This is a genomic window from Anabaena cylindrica UHCC 0172, from assembly GCF_034931625.1.
Classification (GTDB): domain Bacteria; phylum Cyanobacteriota; class Cyanobacteriia; order Cyanobacteriales; family Nostocaceae; genus Anabaena; species Anabaena cylindrica_A.
Genome location: NZ_JAYGGY010000020.1, coordinates 1 through 21,969, shown reverse-complemented (window position 1 = coordinate 21,969; position 21,969 = coordinate 1). Strand labels below are relative to the sequence as shown.

Sequence of the window (21,969 nt, the reverse complement as noted above, 5' to 3'; positions counted from 1 at the left end):
ACTAGCGCTGTCCTAGCCTATCTGACTACAGCCATAACTGATAACTGACAACTAATAACTGTTAAACAGACCCCCAACCAATTGGCGGTAGTGCCACTTGTTCATCTACCTTAGAATGAGATACAGCTGACATACTCGCTGAAAGCCAAACAAACATTTCAATAAAGTTTAGTCCTTGCAATTTGAGAGGAGTACGCACAGCTATTTGATTTAAACGCGTCATATTAGCATTTTCTACTCCGACTGTAAAAAAGGCAACACGCTTATTGGCTTCATCTCCTTGTAGACGCTGCACTGCTTGCTCAATCACCTCATCTAGCTCACCTTGCGGTTCACCATCAGTAATCATAAATACCCAAGGACGATAGTAAGCAATACCATTAGCACGATACTGCGATTTGCGTTCTTGAATTATTTCTAATGATTTATGAATTCCCCCACCCATCGTCGTTAGTCCTTGGGCTGTTAAAATAGGCGGGTTGAATTGGTCTGCCGTTACAAAATCTTGTACTACATTGACATGACTATCAAAAGTAACAATTGCTACCTCTACCCGTCTCGCTGCCAAGGAATTTTTTACCAGTTCATCTTTAAAACTCAGTAAGCCTTGATTTAAGGCTTCAATTCGTTCTCCCTGCATTGAGCCAGATGTATCCAGCAATAGCACGCATGGACAACGTGGTTCCGGGTTTTCTGCAAACTCTACGACTTCATCTAGTTTTAGTGTATCCAGCATAACCTTTTGTGTTATGTTATAGTCCAAAGCTTTAATTTCCTTTTCTCAAAGTATATAATTTCCAATACTAGTACAACTACAAGTATGGTATTTATCGGTAGATAGCGTCAACTTCATTAACCAAATTATTCTTGTCAAATTCTCAATTTCAGGAAATTTGCATCATTATATAGTTTAGAAGCAGGTGGATTTATCAGGGGTAAACATTACTTTTTGTAGTGGAGCTACCATACATAAATTATCATGAAAAATTAAGAATACAATAATCAATATATACATTTATTCCCAAAAAAATTTAAAGATTTTATGTGGAAATTTGGCTAATTATAGGTTCCTAATCAATTCAGAAATTTGATAATTATTGCCACCATGTAAAAATGAAAACAGAAAATTTGGATCATTTTGAAAATACGATGATAATTTCCAGCCTAGTAGTATTATGTAAGCAAACGACCAAGGAGTAATTGATATAGCTGGTGATAGATACATAATATTTGCCAATAACATGATTAGTTTATAAAGAGATTGGCAAGGGAAGAAAATACCTGATCCCGAAATCTCTTCTTTCTCAATACTAAGTCAATTCTTCGGGAAAAAATGTAAAAATATGAATAATACTGGCACTTTTAGCAAACTATCTCCGGAACGTTTATTAAGACAATTAACTAATTCTTCTGATACTACTTGTTTACAAGTATTGAGCAATTCGGTGTCATGGTCAATATTCTTCGATCAAGGCAAAATCACCTATGCTACACATTCAGTAGAACCATTTGACAGGTTAGAGCGGCAAATGCGTCGCTTGAGTCAACAAATTCCTCTACTGACTAATGAAGTTCGTGTACAACTACGGATGAGTTTTGAACCTGACTGGCCAACTTTGTTAAGTGAATCTAATGATAAATTTATCAACCAACCACCAGAATATCAGGCTATTTACTGGCTTGTGGATCAAAAACATCTCCTTTCTACCCAAGCAGCATTACTGATTCAAGAGTTAGTTAAAGAGGTGATTGAATCATTTTTATTAATTCCAGAAGGAACGTATAAATTAACTGAACCAATTGATAGCATTCCCAAAATTTGTAAACTGGATGTAGAAAATATTATGGAACGCTGCCAAAAGCGGCTACAAAATTGGCAGTCTTTTATTCCCCAAATATCTTCTCCTTATCAGCGTCCATATCTGTTGATTAACAGTAAATTTTATGACAAACAACTACCAGAGTTACAGCAAAATCTAACTAATTGGATGAAGGGTTTTAGTCTGCGTCATTTGGCAGTCATTATGAATCAAGATGAAGTGGAACTGGCTCGAACTTTATATCCACATATCCTGCAAGGTTCGATTATCTTGCATGCACCAGATCCTCCATTTGATACGTTGCCTAAAACATTTGCCGATTTTTCATTATCTTCTCCATATGGAACAACAGAAACTTATCAGCAATTATCCAATACAGGATTATCACCAGATACGAGTACTACTATAGAACACTCTATACTTGAAATTTCTGATCTACCACAAGAAAATCTGCAACTGGTAACTATACCAAATAACATAGAACCTGATGAGCAAAACGTAAACGCTGCTACTATAACTGCTAAAAAAACCTACAAAATTATTTCTGTCGATGATAGTCCGACGATTCTCAAAGAAATAAGCCGTTGTTTAGAGGATGAGAATGTTGTTGTTGTAACTATTAATGATCCAGTCAAAGCAGTTATGTCTATTATTAGACATAAGCCTGATTTAATTTTGCTAGATCTAAATATGGCTGGTATTGATGGTTATGAGTTATGTCGAATCATCCGCAATAATTCATTTTTTAAAGAAATTCCCATCATTTTTGTTACAGGAAATAAAGGAATTGTCGATAAGGTAAAAGCCAGATTAGTCGGCGCATCTGGGTATTTAACTAAGCCTTTTACACGTGCTGAATTACTAAAAATGATTTTTATGCATTTAGCATGAAGGAGACTGGGGAGATGGGGAAGAATATTATCTTTTCTTGTCACCTGTTCCCTTCCACCTCCAATGACAACTGAAAACTAACTATTAAAGTAATTACTCGTGGCACAAGTTGTATTAGAAAATGTTTATAAAAGTTTTCTTCCTCGAAAGGGGGAAAATGTGACGACTCAGCAGCAGTCACCATCAGGAAGGGAAGGTGGGGATAGTATTAATGTCTTACGACGGATTAATTTGACCATTGCGGATGGTGAGTTTATGGTATTGGTGGGGCCTTCTGGTTGTGGTAAAAGCACTTTGTTGCGGTTAATCGCTGGCTTGGAGGTGATGACTGGTGGCAATATTTCGGTGGGCGATCGCTTGATTAATGATTTACCACCGAAAGAACGCGATATAGCAATGGTGTTTCAGAGTTACGCCCTCTATCCCCATATGACTGTTTATGACAATATCGCTTTTGGTTTACGTCGTCGATTTGGGGACGCAGGGGCAGATAAAATTACCAAATGGCGAGAAGATATTTTTGTGGGGATAACTAGGAAGCTACCCAAGGGACTCCGTTATGTTTCTGAAAAAGAACGGGCTGTAGATGAAAGAGTGCGGGGTGTTGCTCAGTTGTTACAAATTGAAACTTTGTTAAATCGTTTACCGAAACAACTTTCCGGGGGACAAAGGCAACGGGTAGCATTAGGAAGAGCGATCGCACGCAATCCTCAAGTATTTTTAATGGATGAACCATTATCTAACTTGGATGCTAAATTACGGGCAGAGACTCGCGCTCAAATTGTCAAATTACAGCGTCAGCTAGGAACGACAACGATTTACGTCACCCATGATCAAACTGAAGCGATGACAATGGGCGATCGCATCGCCATCATGTCAGAAGGTAAAATACAACAAGTTGCCGCACCATTAGAACTATATAATTATCCAGCTAACCGCTTTGTAGCTGAGTTCATCGGTTCACCACCAATGAATTTTATTCCGGTAGATTTTCACGCACCTTTATTAATTACCCACTCAAACTTTCGCTTTACCCTTCCAGATGTGTGGGGAAGTGCATTGCAAAAATACGATGGACAAACCTTAATTTTAGGAATTCGTCCAGAACATTTAAATTTAAGTGTACCTGCAACTAAAAATTTACCCGTCAAAGTAGAATTAGTAGAAAACCTAGGAAATGATACTTTTTTATCCGTAAGAATTGCTGATCCTGATTTAACAAATAAAAATGGTCAAGCCTTACAAACAAGAGTTCCACCGGATAGAATTATAAAGATCGGTGAGCAACTTTGGTTATCTTTAGTACCTGATAAACTACACTTTTTTGACCCAGAAACCGAATTAGCCATATTTCCAAAATAATCAATTCTACTTGAGAAGGTAATAACTTGCGTTTTTATATCCATAGGACTTACGCAAAAAACTCTCAAACTCTGAGTCCTCTGAGTCCTCTGAGTCCTCTGCGTCCTCTGCGGTTCGATATTCCGTGACTAGTGCGTAAGTCCTGATCCATATATTCTCTTTAAGCAAAAGCTCAAATAGTGGACTTGCGAAGTATATCACTGTTTGTTAAAACGGTGCATTTGCAGGATTTATGGAGTCTGATGCACCCTACAATAGATATTTAGTGGGAAGCATCCCCAATGTGAAAGTTTACTGTCATGCTGTAGCTTGCTTACCGCAGATATAAATATAAATGCAATTAAGCATCCCACAAGATTGGATCATCTTTTTTGTGGAGTTCTCTAAGCCTTCCATTAGGGATACAGAATGACAATTGGCGATATTTTTGTAAAATGGGGATGCTCTCAATTTAGGGTGACACTTACTTAAGCTCTAAAGGATTGGCGATGTAAGTAAATGTTGGTTCAGAATTCCAAGGGCCACGCTGCCCTGGCTCGGTTCCATCTGTTGATAAGTTGTAGTAGAGAGAGACAGTTTCATCTGGTTGAATATTACCAAAGAAAGGATCTGTTAACTTACCCAAAGAATCTAGCGCTTTCATAAACATTTGGGTATGAGAAATTTCTCTCGTTAACAAATGTACCAAAGTTTCTTTAGTGCCTTCGTCTGTTGCTAATTTAATTAACTGTTCGTAAGTTTGACGTGCGCCAGCTTCTGCGGCAATATTAGCACGTAAATCACGGACTACATCTCCACCCTCATTCAAATAATTTGCAGTCCAAGCATTTCCTTGACTATCGAGAAAATGAGGTCCAACTCCTCGGATAGCAAAAAGAGTACTTTTGTAAGCTTCTGTTTGATCCGTATTTTTGGTATGCGCTTCGATGAGTTTACCAACCATCTCCAAATGACCAAATTCTTCAATGGCTATGTCTTGAAGCATATCCCGAATACCAGCATTTTCTACATGGAAAGATTGTACCCAATATTGCAAAGCTGCTGATAGTTCTCCAGTTGCACCACCAAATTGCTCTAGAAGTAATTGAGCAAAACGAGGGTTTGATTCATTAACTGTGACTGCATGAATCGGATCTTTTTTGTGAAAAAACATATCCTTTGTTCTCCTATTAAGTTCAGCCTAATTATCTTAATTAGGCTCTACTGCGTTTTTGGAAAAATTCCCATAAAAAAATAGCAATCATTGAGCCAATAATTGCCACTAAAAAACCGGGAAGACTAAATGTAGCCGATGTCAGTTGTAGCGTTCCTGTGCGTAGAAGTGTAAATACAGTACCGCCAATAAATGCACCAACAATACCTAAAATCATTGTTGAGAGAATCCCCCCGCCTTGATAACCAGGATAAATAGCTTTAGCAAGCGCACCAGCCAATATTCCCAAAATGATCCAAGCAATAATATTCATAATTATTTCCTCAAAGCTCACATATTCACATCTAACCTATAATCGAATTTATCAGTGATTAATCATGATTATTTCTACCAGATGAGATAAATGTTGAAATCAAAAGGTGTAGATTTTTAAAGTCGATAGCGAATGTAGTTTACTCAATTGAAAACTAAACATAGGAGTAAAAAAAATGTAGAGATGTTACATGGAACGTCTCTACAAAGTTTTCACTCGGATGTCTATTACCAAATCTTCAAATGGCACGAGAGAATTTTGTGGCTCTAGTTTTTGTATGTGTATCAAAAACGACAGCAATATTTCTCACTAGTAATCTACCACTATCTGTAATTTGAATTTCATCAGCTAACAAATTTACTAATTCATCAGCTGCGAGGGGTTTTAATTCTTCTAGTTCTTGGGAGAAATATCCATCAAAATTGATGTGATATTTTTGTTCAATGTCTGACTTATGTAGCTGGAAGTGAGACATAATTGACATAATTACATCACGTCTAATGATATCATCCTGAGTGAGTTTGATACCTTTACTGGTGGGAATAACACCTGCTATGACGGACTGATAATAATCTTTTAATCCCTTGTGGTTCTGAGCATAAGCATCTTCTAGCATACTAATAGATGTAGAACCGAAGCCAAATAGCTCTGTTTCCGCGTGGGTGGTGTAGCCTTGGAAGTTACGTTTTAGAGTACCATTGTGTTGAGCGATCGCTAATTCATTGTTAGTTTTAGCAAAATGATCCATACCAATAAACAAATACTCGTTATTTGTTAACTCCTCGATGGTCATTTTGAGAATATCTAGCTTTTCCTGTGCTGTGGGTAGGGATTCTTCAGGTATCCTTTTTTGCACAGTCTTGATCCAAGGTACATAGGCGAAATTAAAGACGACAATTCTGTCAGGATCGAGAGCGATTGTTTTTTGTACAGTTTCCCGGAAAGTATGCAGAGTTTGGTAGGGTAAACCATAAATTAAGTCTACATTGACACTAGCAAAATTTGCCTCTTTAATCCAATCCATCACATTATATAACAATGCTTCTGGCTGGACTCTGTTGACTGCTGCTTGCACTTTAGGGTTAAAGTCTTGGATACCAAAACTAATCCGATTAAATCCAATATCTCTGAGAAACTTGATATAGTCTCTATTGACATAGCGGGGGTTAATTTCAATTGAAACTTCTGCTTGAGCATCAATATTGAAATAACGGTTAATCTTATTCCACAAAAATTCTACTTGATGCAGTTCCAAATAATTAGGTGTACCACCACCCCAGTGAATCTGAAGCACCTTTCTGCTGGTGTCAATTAATTCTGTTGTATTCTTGATTTCTTGTGCTAAATGCTGTAGATAGGGTTTAGCAATATTCTTGTTATTAGAAATTACCGTATTACAGCCACAAAAATAACAAGCACTCTGACAAAAGGGAATATGGAAATACAAAGATAGGGGGGTTTTTCTTTGATTAGAAGCGGTTATTGCCGTTTGAAAATCTTTGGCAGTAAATGTTTCACTTAATTCTGTCGCAGGCGGGTAGCTGGTATATCTGGGAGCGCGAGTATCATACTTCTTAATCAGATCCAGATCAAATTTGACACCAGGTAATAGAAAAACCATCAAAACCTCCGAGTATCTGTGAGTTTAGTGCCTAGTGGTCATAGCAGTTTTGTGGAAATACTTATGGTTAGTTTTTCCAATTTATGTTGTTAAATTGACAATTATTTGATTAGTAATTGCCAATATATTTGTATGCTTCAGCTTGAAAGACTGAAACGAACTAGCTAGGACTTACGTCAAGAAACCCGGTTTTGATCAAAAATACTATAAACCAGTTGTAGTAAATAGAATTCACGACTACACAAACTAGTTTAGTTGTAAATTCTACTATTTTTAATAAACCGTAAAAAACGCAAAATAACAATAGTTTAGGCAATATTTTGCGTAATTTATCAATTTATTCACAGAATTACCTCATTAAACCAAATCGTTGTATGTAGCGCGACCAAGAGCTAATATTAAAATATTTTCTAATTCCTTAATTATTTCCATATTCAAATAAAAAGCATGGTTAGCTTCTGCTACAATTTGATCAGCAGTTGTATCATTAATTGGTACGGTATCTAATGCTTGACGATACTTGTTTTTGAATGCTTGTTTATCTGGAATTTGCTCAAAGTTATAAAAAGAAGTTCCTGCATATCCAGAAAGTTTTAAAGTTGATTGAGCAATTTTTTGTAGCATTTGTCCTCCAGAAAGATCACCCAAATAACGAGTATAGGAATGACCTAACAATAATGCAGGTTCATGAGCAGATATTTCTTGGATGCGAGCAATATAATTTTGAGCGGCAGTTGTAGGTGCAATCCGCTTATACCATTGACTTCCATAATAAAATTCCATGTCTTTTTCTAGGGAAGCTTGACGATTTAGCTCAGGAAAATAAACGACACTAATCACAGGATGTTGTTTATTTTTCTCAATTGCTGCTTCTAGTTCACTGTAAACAAAATAAAAATTCCTCAACAATTGAATAAAGCAGTCTCTATCTATAACACCTTGGACAAAACATTTCATGAAGCCAACATTTTCTGCGTCTGTATGAGCTTGTTGAGTACCAGAACGCAGTTTGATGGCTAAATTATTACTCATGGTTGCTTCCTTCATGTTCAAGTGCCAAATTTCCAGAATGTCATCGACTTGTTTATCAGTTCACCGTCGATGTCAACGTTAAAAAATCGCTTTTGTAGAGATATGTGGTTTCTGCACTAATCTATCCAGCAGATACCGCTTCTGATGTAGATCCTGGATATTTTTGATATCTTACAAAATATTTAACTATTAATCTTCTAAAAAATGTAAATATAGTCCTATTTCTTTAGACTTTAACTAAGTAAAATTGCTCTATAAGTTGTTTTTATAGAAAAAAATACTTGAGTTTAGAACAATCACTGAGTTTATGTATATACTCGTAAATAAAAGTTAATTAGACCTCATTTACCGGACTATTAACAATACCTGATCCATTTTCTGTAGGTTGGGTTAAGCGACAGCGCAACCCAACGCATTTGTTGGGTATGGCTTACGCCACGCTCCGCGTTCACGCAGTGTCCCGCAGGGATACGTTCACGTTCCACAAATCAAGCAGCAATTCCAATTTGGACAAGATATTGTATTAACAACAATGACTGATTTTGGCAATTTTGTGATAATTTAGAAAAACAGCTACGCTCAAATGTAATTAAAACTGTAGAATTACGGATAAAGCTATGGCAATCTCCCATTACTCAATTATGATTCTGGAGAGTGCGCCAGAAGATCGGTTACTATACTGCCGTTATTTAAATCAGGATAGAACTGCCACTTATGATGTACTTGAAGCTGAATCTGGATTAGAAGCATTAACCCAATTGGCTGAAAGTCAGCCAGACTTAATACTGCTAAACTATCAACTACCAGATGTGGATGGGCTAGAATTTTTGAGCCAGTTGCGATCGCAATTTGGTATGCAAATTCCAGTGATCATGTTAGCAAACCAAGGGGATGAAGCGATCGCAGTTGCAGCCATGAAAAATGGTGTCCTCGACTACATAGTCAAAAGCAAACTCACCTCTGATGGATTCCTCAGGGGTATTCATACTGCCCTAGAAAAAATCCGCCTCATCAAACAGATTCAGATGCAGGAGCAGCAAAAACAGTTGTTTGCTGGGATCTCATTCCGCATTCGTCAGTTTTTGCATTTAGAAGAAATTCTGAAAACAGCCGTTCAAGCAATTCGGGAACTTCTCAAAACAGATCGGGTAATAGTGTACCAGTTTGATCAGCGAATGAATGGTAAAATCGTTGCTGAATCCGTACTATCTCCGTGGAAAGCTGTCCTCAATCTTCAAATCCAGGACAGTTTATTAGAAAACAATGGCAGAAGCTATCGTGATTACAAAATCCGGGCAATTTCTGATATTTATGATGCTGGACTAACATCTGCTTATCTCAACCTGCTGGAGCAATTTCAAGTCAAGGCTCATCTGGTTGTACCCATTTTTCTGAACACAGAAGCCATGAGACAGGGAGCAGAAGACAAGAAGCAGACAGGAAACTTGACATTATTGCCTGTTTCTCAATCTTCTGCTCATGTACTTTGGGGGTTACTGATTGCTCATCAGTGCAGCGCGACTCGTGAGTGGCAAACAAATGAACTGGATCTACTCCAGCAACTTTCTGTACAGCTATCTGTGGCCATTCAACAAGCAGAACTCTATGAAAATCTCCAAAATCTCAATACCTCTCTAGAGCAGAAGGTAAAAGAACGGACGCAGCAACTGCAAGCTAGTGAGCGCAGATTTCGGGCTATTTTCAATAACTCTTTTCAGTTTACAGAACTACTAACAACCGAAGGCATCTTACTCGAAGCCAACCAGACAGCTTTAAACTTTGGCGGTATAAAACTAGAAGATGTCATCAATCGACCTTTTTGGGAAGCCTCTTGGTGGCAAATTTCTCAGGTAACGCAGGACAACTTAAAGAAAAATATCGCTCGTGCAGCCCAAGGCGAATTTATCCGCTATGAAGTAGATGTTTTGGGTGCTGGAGGTCAGGTAGCTACCATAGATTTTTCTCTCCGTCCCCTCAAGAATGAATCAGAACAGATACTAATGCTGATTGCAGAGGGGCGAGATATTACTGAGAAAAAGCGTGTTGAAAGTAAATGTCAAAACGCTCTACAAGCTCTAAAAACCTCGGAAATTGAACTGCGAGGACTTTTCAACGCCATGGTTGATGTGATTGTGGTGCTAGATAGACAGGGACATTATCTCAAAATTGCTCCTACCAATACAGATAAGCTTTACCGACCTACTCAAGAAGTACTTGGTAAAACTGTCCATGAAGTTTTACCTGGTCATGTAGCAGACCTGTTTGTGAGCATGATCGAGCAAACTCTAGCTAGACAAGAATCCGTAGAATGCGAATACAGCTTACAAATTGCCAATCAACACGTTTGGTTTAGTGCCAAAGTTTCACCAATTTCATCAGAAGCAGTAATTTGGGTGGCACGAGACATCAGCACAGCCAAACGCAGCGAGATTATTCGCCAACAGGCAGAACAGGCATTTCAGGAAAGCCAAATTTTGTTGCAACTGGTCATGGATAGCCTACCTATGGCCATCTTTTGGAAAGATAGAAACTGCCGTTACTTGGGCTGCAATCGGCAACTAGTTTTAGATGCGGGAATATCATCTCCAGGAGACATCATTGGCAAAACTGACTTTGATATGCCCTGGAAAGATCAAGCACCACTTTACCAGACAGGCGATCGCTTAGTCATGGAGTCTGGTGTACCTCAATTCAATCTTGAAGAACCATTTACAAACGGTGAAAACCTTGCTAAATGGTTACGCACTAATAAAATCCCCCTGCTCTCCCCTACTGGTGAAATAATTGGCGTTCTCGTCAGCTATGAAGATATTACAGAACGCAAAGAGATGGAGAAGGCATTACAGAAAAGTGAACGCCGCTATGCAACTCTAGCCGCATCAGCTCCCGTTGGTATTTACCGCACCGATACAGCGGGAAATTGTTTGTATGTCAACGACCGCTGGTGTCAAATTGCTGGATTAACTCCTGAAGAAGCCGCAGGTTTCGGCTGGACTAGAGGGTTACACCCGGAAGATCGAGAAATGATTGCAGCGGAATGGAATCAATATATCCAAACAGGCAAAACTTTTAATTTGGAATATCGGTTTCAGCAACCTGATGGGGTGGAAATCTGGGTATTTGGGCAAGCAGTTCCCGAACTAGACCAAGAAGGAACGGTAAGAGGATACATCGGGACGATTACAGACATCAATCGTCGCAAACAAGCAGAAAAAGACTTACGTCGCAGTGAGCAGCTTTATCGTTCATTAGTAGATAACTTTCCCAATGGCATGGTTGCGCTGTTTGACCATAACCTGCGATACCTACTGGTGGGAGGCTTAGGACTAGCTAGTGCTGGTTTGAGCAAAGCAGAAATGGAAGGCAAAACGATTTGGGAAATTTTTACACCAGAGGTAACAGAAATGATTGCACCTCTGTTACAGCAAGCTCTAGCTGGAGAATCTGTGATTGCAGAAGTTCCTTACCGCGATCGCTTTTACATTACCCATAATATCCCTGTGCGCGATGATCAGGGCAGTGTCATTGCAGGCATCCTCATGAGCCAAGATATCACTGAGCGCAGACAGTCTGAGGATGCACTGAAAGCTAGTGAAGAGAAATTTCGGCAGTTTGCAGAAAACAGTCGAGAAGTAATTTTACTGCGTCAGATTGATTCAGGAAAGTTACTTTATGTCAGCCCAGCCTATGAGAAAATTTGGAAACAACCCAGCGAAAGCTTGTATGAAAATCCTGATTCCTGGATGAATTTTTTGCACCCTAGCGATCGTCAGCGCATTCATAGCGCCTATCAAAATGCTGGTGGGCAGATATTCTTAAACGAAGAATACCGGATTATTCGACCTGATGGATCGATGCGGTGGATTAGGGGAAGATGTTTCCCCATTAGGAATGCATCTGGAGAAATTTACCGCATTGGTGCGATGGCAGAGGATATTACAGATCGCAAGTATACAGAAGAAGAACGCGATCGCCTGTTGCAAATTCTAGAAGAACAAAATCAGACTTTAGAAACCCAAGTTACCCAACGCACAGCAGAACTACAACAAAGTGAAAAACGCTTCCGTAATCTTGTCGAAACATCAAGTGATTGGGTGTGGGAAATTAATGAATGTGGGATTTATACATACGCCAGTCCGCAAATTTTTGACGTTTTGGGATATTCTCCAGAAGAAGTTTTAGGCAAAACTCCCTTTCATTTAATGCCGCCAGAAGAAGCACTAAGGGTATTAACACAGTTTATGAAATTCATCTTAGTTCAAGCTCCCTTTCAATGCTTAGAAAATATTCACCTACATAAAGACGGCAGACTGATTACTTTAGAGACAAGCGCAGTTCCTATTTTTGATGAAAATGAAGACTTTCGAGGCTATCGCGGCATGGATAGGGATATCACCATCCGCAAACTTTCAGAAGCAGCTTTACACCAAAATGAAGTCCGATTCCAGCGGATTGCAGCCAATGTCCCTGGGGTAATGTATCAATATCTGCTCCATCCTGATGGCTCCCATAAATTTGTATATATTAGCGATCGCTGTCGAGAACTGTATGAACTGCCATCAGTTACCATCCTCAAAGATCGCAATGTTTTATTTAACATGACCCATCCAGATGATTTACCCACATTGCAAGAGTCTATGATCCGTTCAGCCTCTTCTTTACAGCAATGGTCATGGGAAGGCAGAATCATTACCCCATCCGGTCATATCAAATGGATACAGGGCGTTGCTCAACCTCAAAAACAAGCCAACGGTGATATTTTATGGGATGGATTAATTCTCGATATTAGCGAAAGAGCGCGAATGGAAGCCGAACGCAAAAAAATTGAAATCGCACTCCGCAACTTATCAGACAGATTGGATCTAGCCATCAAATCTGCTCAAATTGGCATCTGGGACTGGGATATGGTTAACGATTGCCTCCTCTGGGATGACCAAATGTACGAACTCTATGGCGTACAAGCTTCAGACTTTACAGGTGCTTACCAAGCATGGGAAGCAAGCTTGCATCCCGACGATATTTTATTTTGCCGTGTCGCTATCCAGCAAGCTATTACCGGCGAAAGCGACTTCGAGTCTGAATTTAGGGTGATCTGGCCTGATGGCACAATCAAATTTATTAAAGCCCATGCCCTCATCCAGTGGGACTCCCAGGGCAAAGCCCAACGGATGATCGGTATTAACTTCGACATCAGTGAACGCAAACAATCAGAAGCCCAGTTGCAAGCAGCAGAAGTACAACTCCGCAGTTTATCAGATCGCCTGAGTTTGGCAGTCAAATCCGCAAAAATTGGCATTTGGGATTTGGATTTGATCAACGATTCCCTGGTTTGGGATGAACAGATGTATGAAATCTTCGGTGTTACACCTCTGAATTTTGACCCCAGTCAGGGAGCTTGGGCAAAATTTGAGCAATTTGTTCATCCTGATGATAGAGTCACTATCCGCGAGACTGTCCAACAAGTTATTGCCGAAGATCGAGAACTAGATATCGAATTTAGAATTATCTTGTCCAATGGCACAATTCGCATCCTCAAAGGCTATGCAATTGTTCAGCACAATTCTCAAGGGCAAGCCCAACGGATGATCGGTGTTAACTACGACATCACCAATCGCAAACTAGCAGAAGCTGAGATTATCCGCAGTCGGGATTTACGAGAGGCAATTTTTAATGAATCAGCTGATGCCCTATTCCTAGTCGATACAGAAACCTTCAAAACTATAGACTGTAACAACCGGGCAGTGGAAATGTTTGCAGCTACCAATAAAATTGATCTGATTAATATTGACGGACATGAGTTACAAAAGCTGCAATTCACCTCCGAAGAGATGCAAGTAATTGTAGAGGATATGAATAAACAAGGCTTTTGGAGTCAGGAAATTGAATACAAGACCTTCAAAGATGATTTCTTTTGGGGCAGTCTGGCCGCCAAGCAAATTACTGTAGCCGACCAGAAAATGAACCTTGTCCGGGTGACAGATATTAGTCAACGCAAACTAGCTGAAGAACAACTGCATCAGACAAATAAACAACTCGCTGCCTTCAATCACGAACTAGCCCGCGCTACCCGTCTTAAAGATGAGTTCCTTGCTAATATGAGCCATGAACTACGCACCCCCCTGAATGCTATTCTCGGCATATCGGAAGCATTGCAAGATGAAGTAATGGGAATGATCAACGAGAGACAAAGACGGGGTTTGCAAACCATCGAGCGTAGTGGCAACCACCTGTTGGAATTAATTAACGACATCCTGGATTTATCAAAAATTGAAGCCGGGCAACTGGAATTACACTATAGTCAAGTAGCTATCAGTCCCCTTTGCCAATCCAGTTTGTCCTTTATCAAACAACAAGCCTTTCAAAAACACATTCATCTGGAAGTGAAGATTCAACCCAATCTGCCAGAATTGTTGCTAGATGAAAGACGTATCCGCCAAGTTTTAATTAACTTACTCAATAATGCTGTGAAATTCACTCCAGAAGGAGGGCATATCACCTTAGAAGTTACCCACCAACAACTTGCCCCTGAAGCAGATATGACATCTCTGCGAAACTCGATTCAGATTGCAGTCATTGATACAGGCATTGGTATCGCCCCAGAAAATATCAATAAACTATTTCAACCTTTCATGCAAATTGATAGTTCCTTAAACCGCCAATATGCTGGAACTGGTTTAGGACTTGCTCTCGTTAGGCGGATTGTGGAAATACATGGTGGACAGGTGGGAGTAAGCAGTGAAATCGGTGTGGGAAGCCGCTTTTCTTTTGATTTACCCTGCGGTCAAGTTTCTGAGTCTTCCCAGGAGTCATTCCAGCAGATATCATCGGATGTAAACTCTATTGCCAACAACACACCACAAGAATCTCCTCTCATCTTGTTGGCAGAAGACAATGAAGCTAATATTTTTACCCTCTCTAATTATTTAGAGGCCAAGGGATACCGTATTATTTTGGCAAAAAACGGTCAGCAAGCGATCGCACTGACCAAAGAACAAAATCCCAATCTGATTTTAATGGATATTCAAATGCCGGGAATAGATGGTATGGAAGCAATCAAGTTAATTCGAGTAGAACCAAAATTGGCAAACATTCCCATCATTGCCTTAACAGCTTTAGCTATGCCCGGTGATCAGGAAAAATGTTTAGCAGCCGGCGCAGACTACTATCTAACAAAGCCTGTAATACTCAAGCAACTTGTAACTATAATGCAACAACTTTTATCAGCAAAAAATGAGTAGGGCTGGGATTCAGGAGTCAGGAGTCAGGAGGAAGAATTAGAAGGAGGGAAGAATAGTCTTCAACCTCATATATAATTGGTATGAGCCAATTTACTGGGGAAAAAGAATCCTCACAATAGTTTGTTTGCCAGGTATGCTCTCAATTGAAAACTCTCCTCCGTGGAGTTCTACCAACCTCTTAGCAATTAATAATCCTAAACCAGAACCTTGTTGTTCATACATTTTTCTTTCAAATTGGACATAAGCTCTAATTCCGGAAATCTGCTCCTTAGTCATACCGCGTCCGTGGTCAATTATATACAAATGATAGGCGTGATTACTACTATATCCTATTATTTTTACTAGTGTATTTGGCTGAGAAAATTTAAAAGCATTATCAATTATCTCCTCAATAATTTTACCAACTTTCACCGAAGAAACATTGATCATTGCATCTGCTATTTCCATCTTTAAATCTGCCAACCTATTAGCATTGTTAGCAGACTTTGTAGCTACATTTTCAATAGCTGATTTTACAAAATTTTTGACTTCATGATTGCGGAAATTCGCAATTTTTTCGGGATTAGATGCTAATAACTCTAAGTCTGCATACACCATAAAATTAAGGGTCAATCTATATAGCCTTAGAGCAGATCGATGAATTGATTCTAGCATTTCTAAATTCTCTTCATCAGAAAGTATGTCTTGCTCTTCAATCAATAACTTTGATAATCCTATAATATGATTAAGAGGGGTATTAATTTCATGGGGTAATGAGTGGGTTATACAACTGCTTAAATCATTTAATTTTTGCTGAGTTTGTTGATCAATTAAAGATTGTTTATCTAGTCTAGTCGCAATAGCTTGGAGTAATTCATCCGGCTGAAAAGGCTTAATTAGGTAATCATCAGCACCAAGTTCCATACCTCGACGTACATCAGATCGATCCGACTTAGCAGTTAAGAAAATTAAAGGAATTGTAGCAGTAGCAATATTCTGACGAAGTTGAGTTAATACACCATAACCATCTAACTCAGGCATCATCAAATCACAAAGGATCAAATCAGGATGTTTTTCTTGAGCTAACTCCAAACCTTGTAACCCATTCTCTGCAACTAGTGTCTCAAAATCTGATAATTCCAATATTTCTTGGATATTGTTTCTGATTTGAGGCTCATCTTCAATGATTAGAATTTTTCTCATCTTTTTTTTGGATTTATCTGAGTTAATGAATAAATATTTTATTTGAAAATTATTTAGTTATTGGCTTGCAAAAATATTTTCAAGTCTTCTATTGCTAGAGGAGGACTGAAAAAATATCCTTGGATCACAAAACAATTATTTTCCTGGAGCCAATTTAGCTCTTCTTTAGTTTCTACACCTTCTGCAATGATATTGACATTCAACATATTTGCTAACTGAATTATACTTTTAACAATTGATTGCTTGTTGCCAATTTTATCAATATTACTGATAAAATACCGCTCTATTTTCAAGTGACTAAAAGAAAATTCCTGAAGATACTTAAATGATGAGTATCCTGTGCCAAAATCATCAATTGAGAATTGAATTCCATCTTCCATTAATTTATTGATTTTGCTTTTTACTAGTTCAATATCTTGAATAAGTATAGTTTCAGTCAATTCCAACTCTAATAATTTTGGATTAAAATTGATGCTGGTAATCATATCATTAATACGTTCAATGAAATTGTCTTGGCTAAATTGACGAGCCGATATATTTACAGCTATTTTAAAATCACCAAATCCTGCTGTTTGTAAATCTTTTAATTGTAAACAAGCTGTTTTTAAAATCCATTCTCCCAATGGAATAATAAAGCCCGAATTTTCAGCAATAGGAATAAATTCTGCTGGAGAAATCATTCCATATTCTGGATGTTTCCAACGAATTAATGCTTCTAACCCAACAATTTGTTTTCCATTTTTAACATTTATTTGAGGTTGATAGTAAAGCTGAAATTCATTATTTTCTAGTGCTTGAACAAAGTCGGATTCTAAAAGAATTTTTCTGAAAACAATGTTGAGAATTTCCTGATTATAAAAATAATAAGCAGACGTATTATCTAACTTGTAATGCTCTAGGGTAACTTCTGCATGAGTTAATAATTCACTAATTTGTAAACCATCATCTGGATAACAAGTAATACTAATTTTAGTTTGCACATAAATTTCCTGATTATTGAAAATAATGGGTAGCGATAAACTATCTAAAATATGTTGTGCAATACCCGCAGTAACTGTACTATCAAGAACTGGCTTTAACAACAACGCTAGGTGGTCTGTTTTTAAGTAAGCTATCAAGTCAATAATTTGATTGTTAGGGTCTATTTGATTTAATCTTTCTGCTATATTCTTTAATAAGAAGGGTCTTAAATTGGGTTCAAATAATAATTTAGTGTGGTAGAGGATATTTATATCAATCAGCAATAAGGGCAAAAATTGACCCTGATTGTAAGCTTGAAAACGAGTTCTATTGAAATATTCTTCCAAAGAGAATTGATTCGGTAAACGAGTTAAGCTATCATGACGAGCCAGATAATGGATTTGAGCTTCCATCTGCTCAATCTGCTCTCTGTAACGTTGGACAACAATTTTGCGTTTTTCTAGTCGAGTCGAAATTACTTGGAGAAGTTCAGAAACTTCAAACGGCTTAGTTAAATAATCGTCTGCACCTAGCATCATTCCCTGACGGAAATCACGATGTTCTGCTTTAGCAGTGAGAAAAATGAACGGAATCTCCGCAGTAGCTGGCTTTTGACGCAGTTCTTTAATCAGTCCATATCCATCTAATCTAGGCATCATCAGATCACAAATAATAATATCTGGCTGATGTTCTACAGCCATCTCCAACCCTTGTAATCCGTCTTCTGCGGTGATTGTAGCAAATCCCTCCATATCCAGAATTTCCTGAATGTTGTTTCGTATTTGAGGCTCATCTTCAATGATCAGAATCATATCCATATAGATTGGGTCAAACTAAAAGTAACAATTCAGACTGCGGCATTTGTCAATCTTAATACTTTATTATGACTAATTACTAGTTCTTTGCGCTTCGTGATAAATGATGAATGTTTAATTAATATTAAGACTTGCCTAAGTATTGCTTCGTAAGTAATATTTACGAAATGTAAGTATGATTAATTATATCTTTTAAAGATTTACGTAAGCGTGACGCTCAACGTCTCTGGTAGGGTGTGTCAAATGTCGAAAATCATTTGCTACTAACCAATTCAGAGTTTGCTGATAGCATGGCATAAGCCACATAAACCTCAACCTGTTAACACTAAAAGAATACAGCTATTTCTATTTTTTTAGAAAACGTATAGCGATCCTAAATAAGATGTGAACACCCCCCTTTTTTTGTCTGTCTCTGCGGTATGCCTAACGCCTCCCATCAAGGATATGTTAAACAAATACCGTTCACAACTCAATACCTTGTCCAAATTGCAAAAAGCTCTTATGAGGTACATCTTAGCCCCCTCATCGCTTGCGGTGAAACAGCGCTGTAGGCGGGTTTCCCACCGTAGGCGACTGGTAAACCCGAAGGGGGAGGGGGTTGGGGGTGCAATACTGCTCGGTTAAGAATTTTTGTAGGTTGGGTTGAACGATAGTGAAACCCAACAAATGCCTGTAAATGTTGGGTTTCGTTCCTCAACCCAACCTACCTAATTTCATTTTTTGAGCTTAACCGACAAGTATTGGTTGGGGGTGGGGTTCTTGTACTTCATAACACCGGGAAGTGCTGTAAATATTTTTGTATCAATATCTGAATCAATATTTTAAAGGCTATTCAATAACTATGGGTTTCAAAGTAGACGCAGTTTAGATGGGTTTTAACTGCATCCTTATAAAAAAATGGTATTGAATTTAAAAATATTAGGAATTACGCAAGAGTAGCAATTAATAATTATAAAAACTGCCAAAGATCACCAGAAAATTAACACACCGTTTCACGAATTGCTTCCACATTGATTGGTTTGATGAGGTAAAGCCGCAACATATACCAAACGATATTCTTCAGCAATGGAATTTTTTTGAAGAACTTCTTGATAATTCCCCAATCTTTGCTGTTATTGAGTTCAATTAATTTCTGGTTATTGATTGCACATTGTTCTAAAAACCAGAAAAAGTAGGGGTGATTTGTGTTTAAGATAATTGGAAATGCCCTAGCAGCAGTTTTGTTGGTTTCTTCAATCACCTGATTATTGTATTTACGGGGATGAATACCTAATATTTCATAGAAACTCGCCCGTTCAAATACTGTCATTGTGTGAGTAGCAAATACAGTTAATAAAAAGAACCGCACCCATAATCGTGCTTTCCAATTATTCCATAACTGGGGTTGAGAACGTAATAAAGCCTTGAAAAAATCCCCGTGTCTATTTTCGTCCTGACACCAGCTTTCAAATTTGCGAAATAGGGGATAAAACTGGAATTCTGGATTTTTTGCCATGTGGCGATAGACTAAAATATAACGCCAGTAACCAATTTTCTCCGATAGGTAAACAGTATAAATCACCCATTCTGGAGGAAAAAATGTATAGGTGCGATTTTTAGTTAAATAACTTAAATCAAGGGAAAGATTAAAATCTGCCATTGATTTATTTAGAAAACCCGCATGGCGTGCTTCGTCTCGTGCTAAATAACCAAATGCTTCTGATAGTAGAGGGTTACTGTCTTTGATACGGCGAGATAATTCTTTAAACAGTAAAAACCCAGAAAACTCTGAAGTGCAAGAACGTTCTAAAAAGTCAAGAAAAGCCAGCCTTTTCTCCCCTTCAATGTGATCCCAAGACTGTTTAAATTCATCATCACGAACGAAGTGATGACGGTTATAATCTGCCTTCAGTTCGTCTACCACTGCCCTTAATTCGTTTTCATAGGCAGAAATATCCATTTTAGCCACAGCATCGAAGTCTGTGGTATAAAAACGGGGTGTTAATAATGTTTCTTGAACAGGTGCTTTGACACCTGGTTTCAATAACTCAACTGGGGGAGTTTCTAAAGACTTAACCATGATACTCCTTTGACTATTTTATGCTTTTATAATTATCTAAGCATAAATAGTTATTAGTAGTCATCAGTTAAATTATTGAAAATAAATTGTACGAAAATACCTGATCAGCTTGAGCAATTGCCTGAAATTTCAGCGGCTTCTGGATACAGGATTTTCAACAATGCCACCATTATCAATTGCATTATAAGTATCATTATTTGCTAAACCCAACCAAGGATCAGAACTAGGTGTTAAAAACAGTTCAGCATAAACTTTTTCATTGAGTTTATTTACATCAGATGTTTCATTTTCTTCTAAAAACCATTGGTGAATTTGCCTATGTAGGATATATTCATTTCTGACGGTATCTAAAGCCATAACTGTTTCAAAATTACGAATTACTTTAGATAAATTTTTTCTGTCTGTTGTATTTGGTAATTTCTTAGCTTGAATTAAAGCTATGCTATTGGTATCTAGTCTAGCATCGTTTTGATATAATTGAGCTAATTTATTCCAAGTCGCTTGGTCAATAATTTTCAATGAATTAGATGATACATCTAATGTTTCTGGTTGAATTGAATTAATAATTGGTCTTTCTACTACTGATTTAGAAACTGCTAGAGAACCTGCTAATCTTGCACTAGGAGGTGAAGTTAAATTAATTGGATTTTCTACTAATTGGGGTGGAGATTGAATACCCAATTGGGATAAATCTGCTCTCCATTGATTTTGAATTCCATCAAGCTGACGAAGATGATATTGCTGTAATAAACTTTTATATTTTGTGCCGCTACTTTTACTTAACTCTGTTGCTATTGCTTCTGTTTGTTTGAGTTGTTTAAGAAAAGCTTTTGGTCCATACAGTCCGGGAATGGCATCAATGGGACGACCAGCATTATCTAAAATGTAATGAATACTATTACCTGTGATTGTTCTTTCTAACTTGCGTCCATCTCCAAAATCAATTGTTACTTTGGGAACGGGTCGTACTGTTTGCCAATGTAAAATAAAGTTTTCTCTCAAGAATTGAGAAATTTCTGAATTGGGATATAAGGCAACTCTGAAAAATCGACTATTGGCACAACTGAGGTCTGTATCTAATCTACCTAATAATCGCAATGAAAGAATGGGTTTGCCACTAGTTTTGGCAGCAGCTTTTGCTTTTTCTAAATCAGTGTACCAATACAATTTGGAAGCATAACAATCTCGTTGTTGACATAATTGTTCTAAAGCTGTTTTTACTTCTGGTGAGGGTGGGGATGTTAAATCGCTAAGATGAGATTTGAGAAAAGTTTCTAATCCTATTGCACCCTGTTGACGTAATTTTATGGCTTCTTGAGTTAGTTTAAATGTTGTTGCAGTATCTTGGGTATAAGCAGCTTGAGAAAAGAAGCAACTGGCTAAAATGAACCCAAAGGTAAGTTTTAAATTTGTGAGTTTCATATTTTTAAAGTGATTTAGTTGTTTTAATTATGCCACTGAATTTTTGATACAGCACTTCCCGCTGTTATGAGGTACAGTAACAGCAATTAGTAAACCAGTTT

The 21,969-nt window shown here is 37.9% G+C and carries 12 protein-coding genes; 3 read left to right on the top strand and 9 right to left on the bottom strand.

Going from position 1 to position 21,969, the window contains the following annotated elements:
- Nucleotides 1-61 precede the first annotated feature (61 nt).
- Nucleotides 62-736 (bottom strand): vWA domain-containing protein, encoded by a 675-nt coding sequence (locus tag VB713_RS07895; protein WP_042464439.1) that lies wholly within the window; start codon nt 734-736, stop codon nt 62-64.
- A gap of 607 nt (nt 737-1,343) precedes the next feature.
- Between VB713_RS07895 and VB713_RS07890 the strand changes: the two genes are divergently transcribed.
- Both VB713_RS07890 and VB713_RS07885 read left to right on the top strand, forming a co-directional pair.
- On the top strand, nt 1,344-2,711 hold the full coding sequence (locus VB713_RS07890) for a response regulator (RefSeq protein ID WP_323311013.1): 1,368 nt from the start codon (nt 1,344-1,346) through the stop codon (nt 2,709-2,711).
- Between the two features lie 99 nt (nt 2,712-2,810).
- A complete protein-coding gene (locus VB713_RS07885) occupies nt 2,811-4,073 on the top strand; it encodes an ABC transporter ATP-binding protein (RefSeq protein WP_323311012.1) in 1,263 nt (420 codons plus the stop codon).
- A 463-nt stretch (nt 4,074-4,536) separates the two neighbouring features.
- Here VB713_RS07885 and VB713_RS07880 read toward each other — a convergent pair whose 3' ends face one another.
- The 4 genes from VB713_RS07880 to VB713_RS07865 all read right to left on the bottom strand — a co-directional run bounded on the left by VB713_RS07880 (nt 4,537) and on the right by VB713_RS07865 (nt 8,192).
- Nucleotides 4,537-5,226: a manganese catalase family protein gene (locus tag VB713_RS07880; RefSeq protein ID WP_323311011.1), complete on the bottom strand. Its 690-nt coding sequence runs from the start codon at nt 5,224-5,226 to the stop codon at nt 4,537-4,539.
- Between the two features lie 40 nt (nt 5,227-5,266).
- On the bottom strand, nt 5,267-5,539 hold the full coding sequence (locus VB713_RS07875) for a GlsB/YeaQ/YmgE family stress response membrane protein (protein WP_323311010.1): 273 nt from the start codon (nt 5,537-5,539) through the stop codon (nt 5,267-5,269).
- Between the two features lie 238 nt (nt 5,540-5,777).
- Nucleotides 5,778-7,160: an oxygen-independent coproporphyrinogen III oxidase gene (hemN, locus tag VB713_RS07870; protein ID WP_323311009.1), complete on the bottom strand. Its 1,383-nt coding sequence runs from the start codon at nt 7,158-7,160 to the stop codon at nt 5,778-5,780.
- A 357-nt stretch (nt 7,161-7,517) separates the two neighbouring features.
- Nucleotides 7,518-8,192, bottom strand: a complete 675-nt coding sequence (locus VB713_RS07865; protein ID WP_323311008.1) for a heme oxygenase (biliverdin-producing) — start codon at nt 8,190-8,192, stop codon at nt 7,518-7,520.
- 617 nt (nt 8,193-8,809) lie between these two features.
- Here VB713_RS07865 and VB713_RS07860 point away from each other — a divergent pair.
- Complete coding sequence (locus VB713_RS07860) at nt 8,810-15,430, top strand: PAS domain S-box protein (RefSeq protein WP_323311007.1); 6,621 nt, start codon at nt 8,810-8,812, stop codon at nt 15,428-15,430.
- A 90-nt stretch (nt 15,431-15,520) separates the two neighbouring features.
- On the opposite strand, the gene VB713_RS07855 is transcribed toward VB713_RS07860, so the two are convergent.
- The 4 genes from VB713_RS07855 to VB713_RS07840 all read right to left on the bottom strand — a co-directional run bounded on the left by VB713_RS07855 (nt 15,521) and on the right by VB713_RS07840 (nt 21,868).
- Nucleotides 15,521-16,612, bottom strand: a complete 1,092-nt coding sequence (locus VB713_RS07855; protein WP_323311006.1) for a response regulator — start codon at nt 16,610-16,612, stop codon at nt 15,521-15,523.
- Nucleotides 16,613-16,665: 53 nt separating this feature from the next.
- Entirely contained in the window at nt 16,666-18,384 is a 1,719-nt protein-coding gene (locus tag VB713_RS07850) for a putative bifunctional diguanylate cyclase/phosphodiesterase (protein WP_323311005.1), read from the bottom strand.
- 982 nt (nt 18,385-19,366) lie between these two features.
- On the bottom strand, nt 19,367-20,446 hold the full coding sequence (gene acsF / locus VB713_RS07845) for a magnesium-protoporphyrin IX monomethyl ester (oxidative) cyclase (protein ID WP_323311004.1): 1,080 nt from the start codon (nt 20,444-20,446) through the stop codon (nt 19,367-19,369).
- Between the two features lie 129 nt (nt 20,447-20,575).
- Nucleotides 20,576-21,868: a hypothetical protein gene (locus VB713_RS07840; protein WP_323311003.1), complete on the bottom strand. Its 1,293-nt coding sequence runs from the start codon at nt 21,866-21,868 to the stop codon at nt 20,576-20,578.
- Nucleotides 21,869-21,969 lie beyond the last annotated feature (101 nt).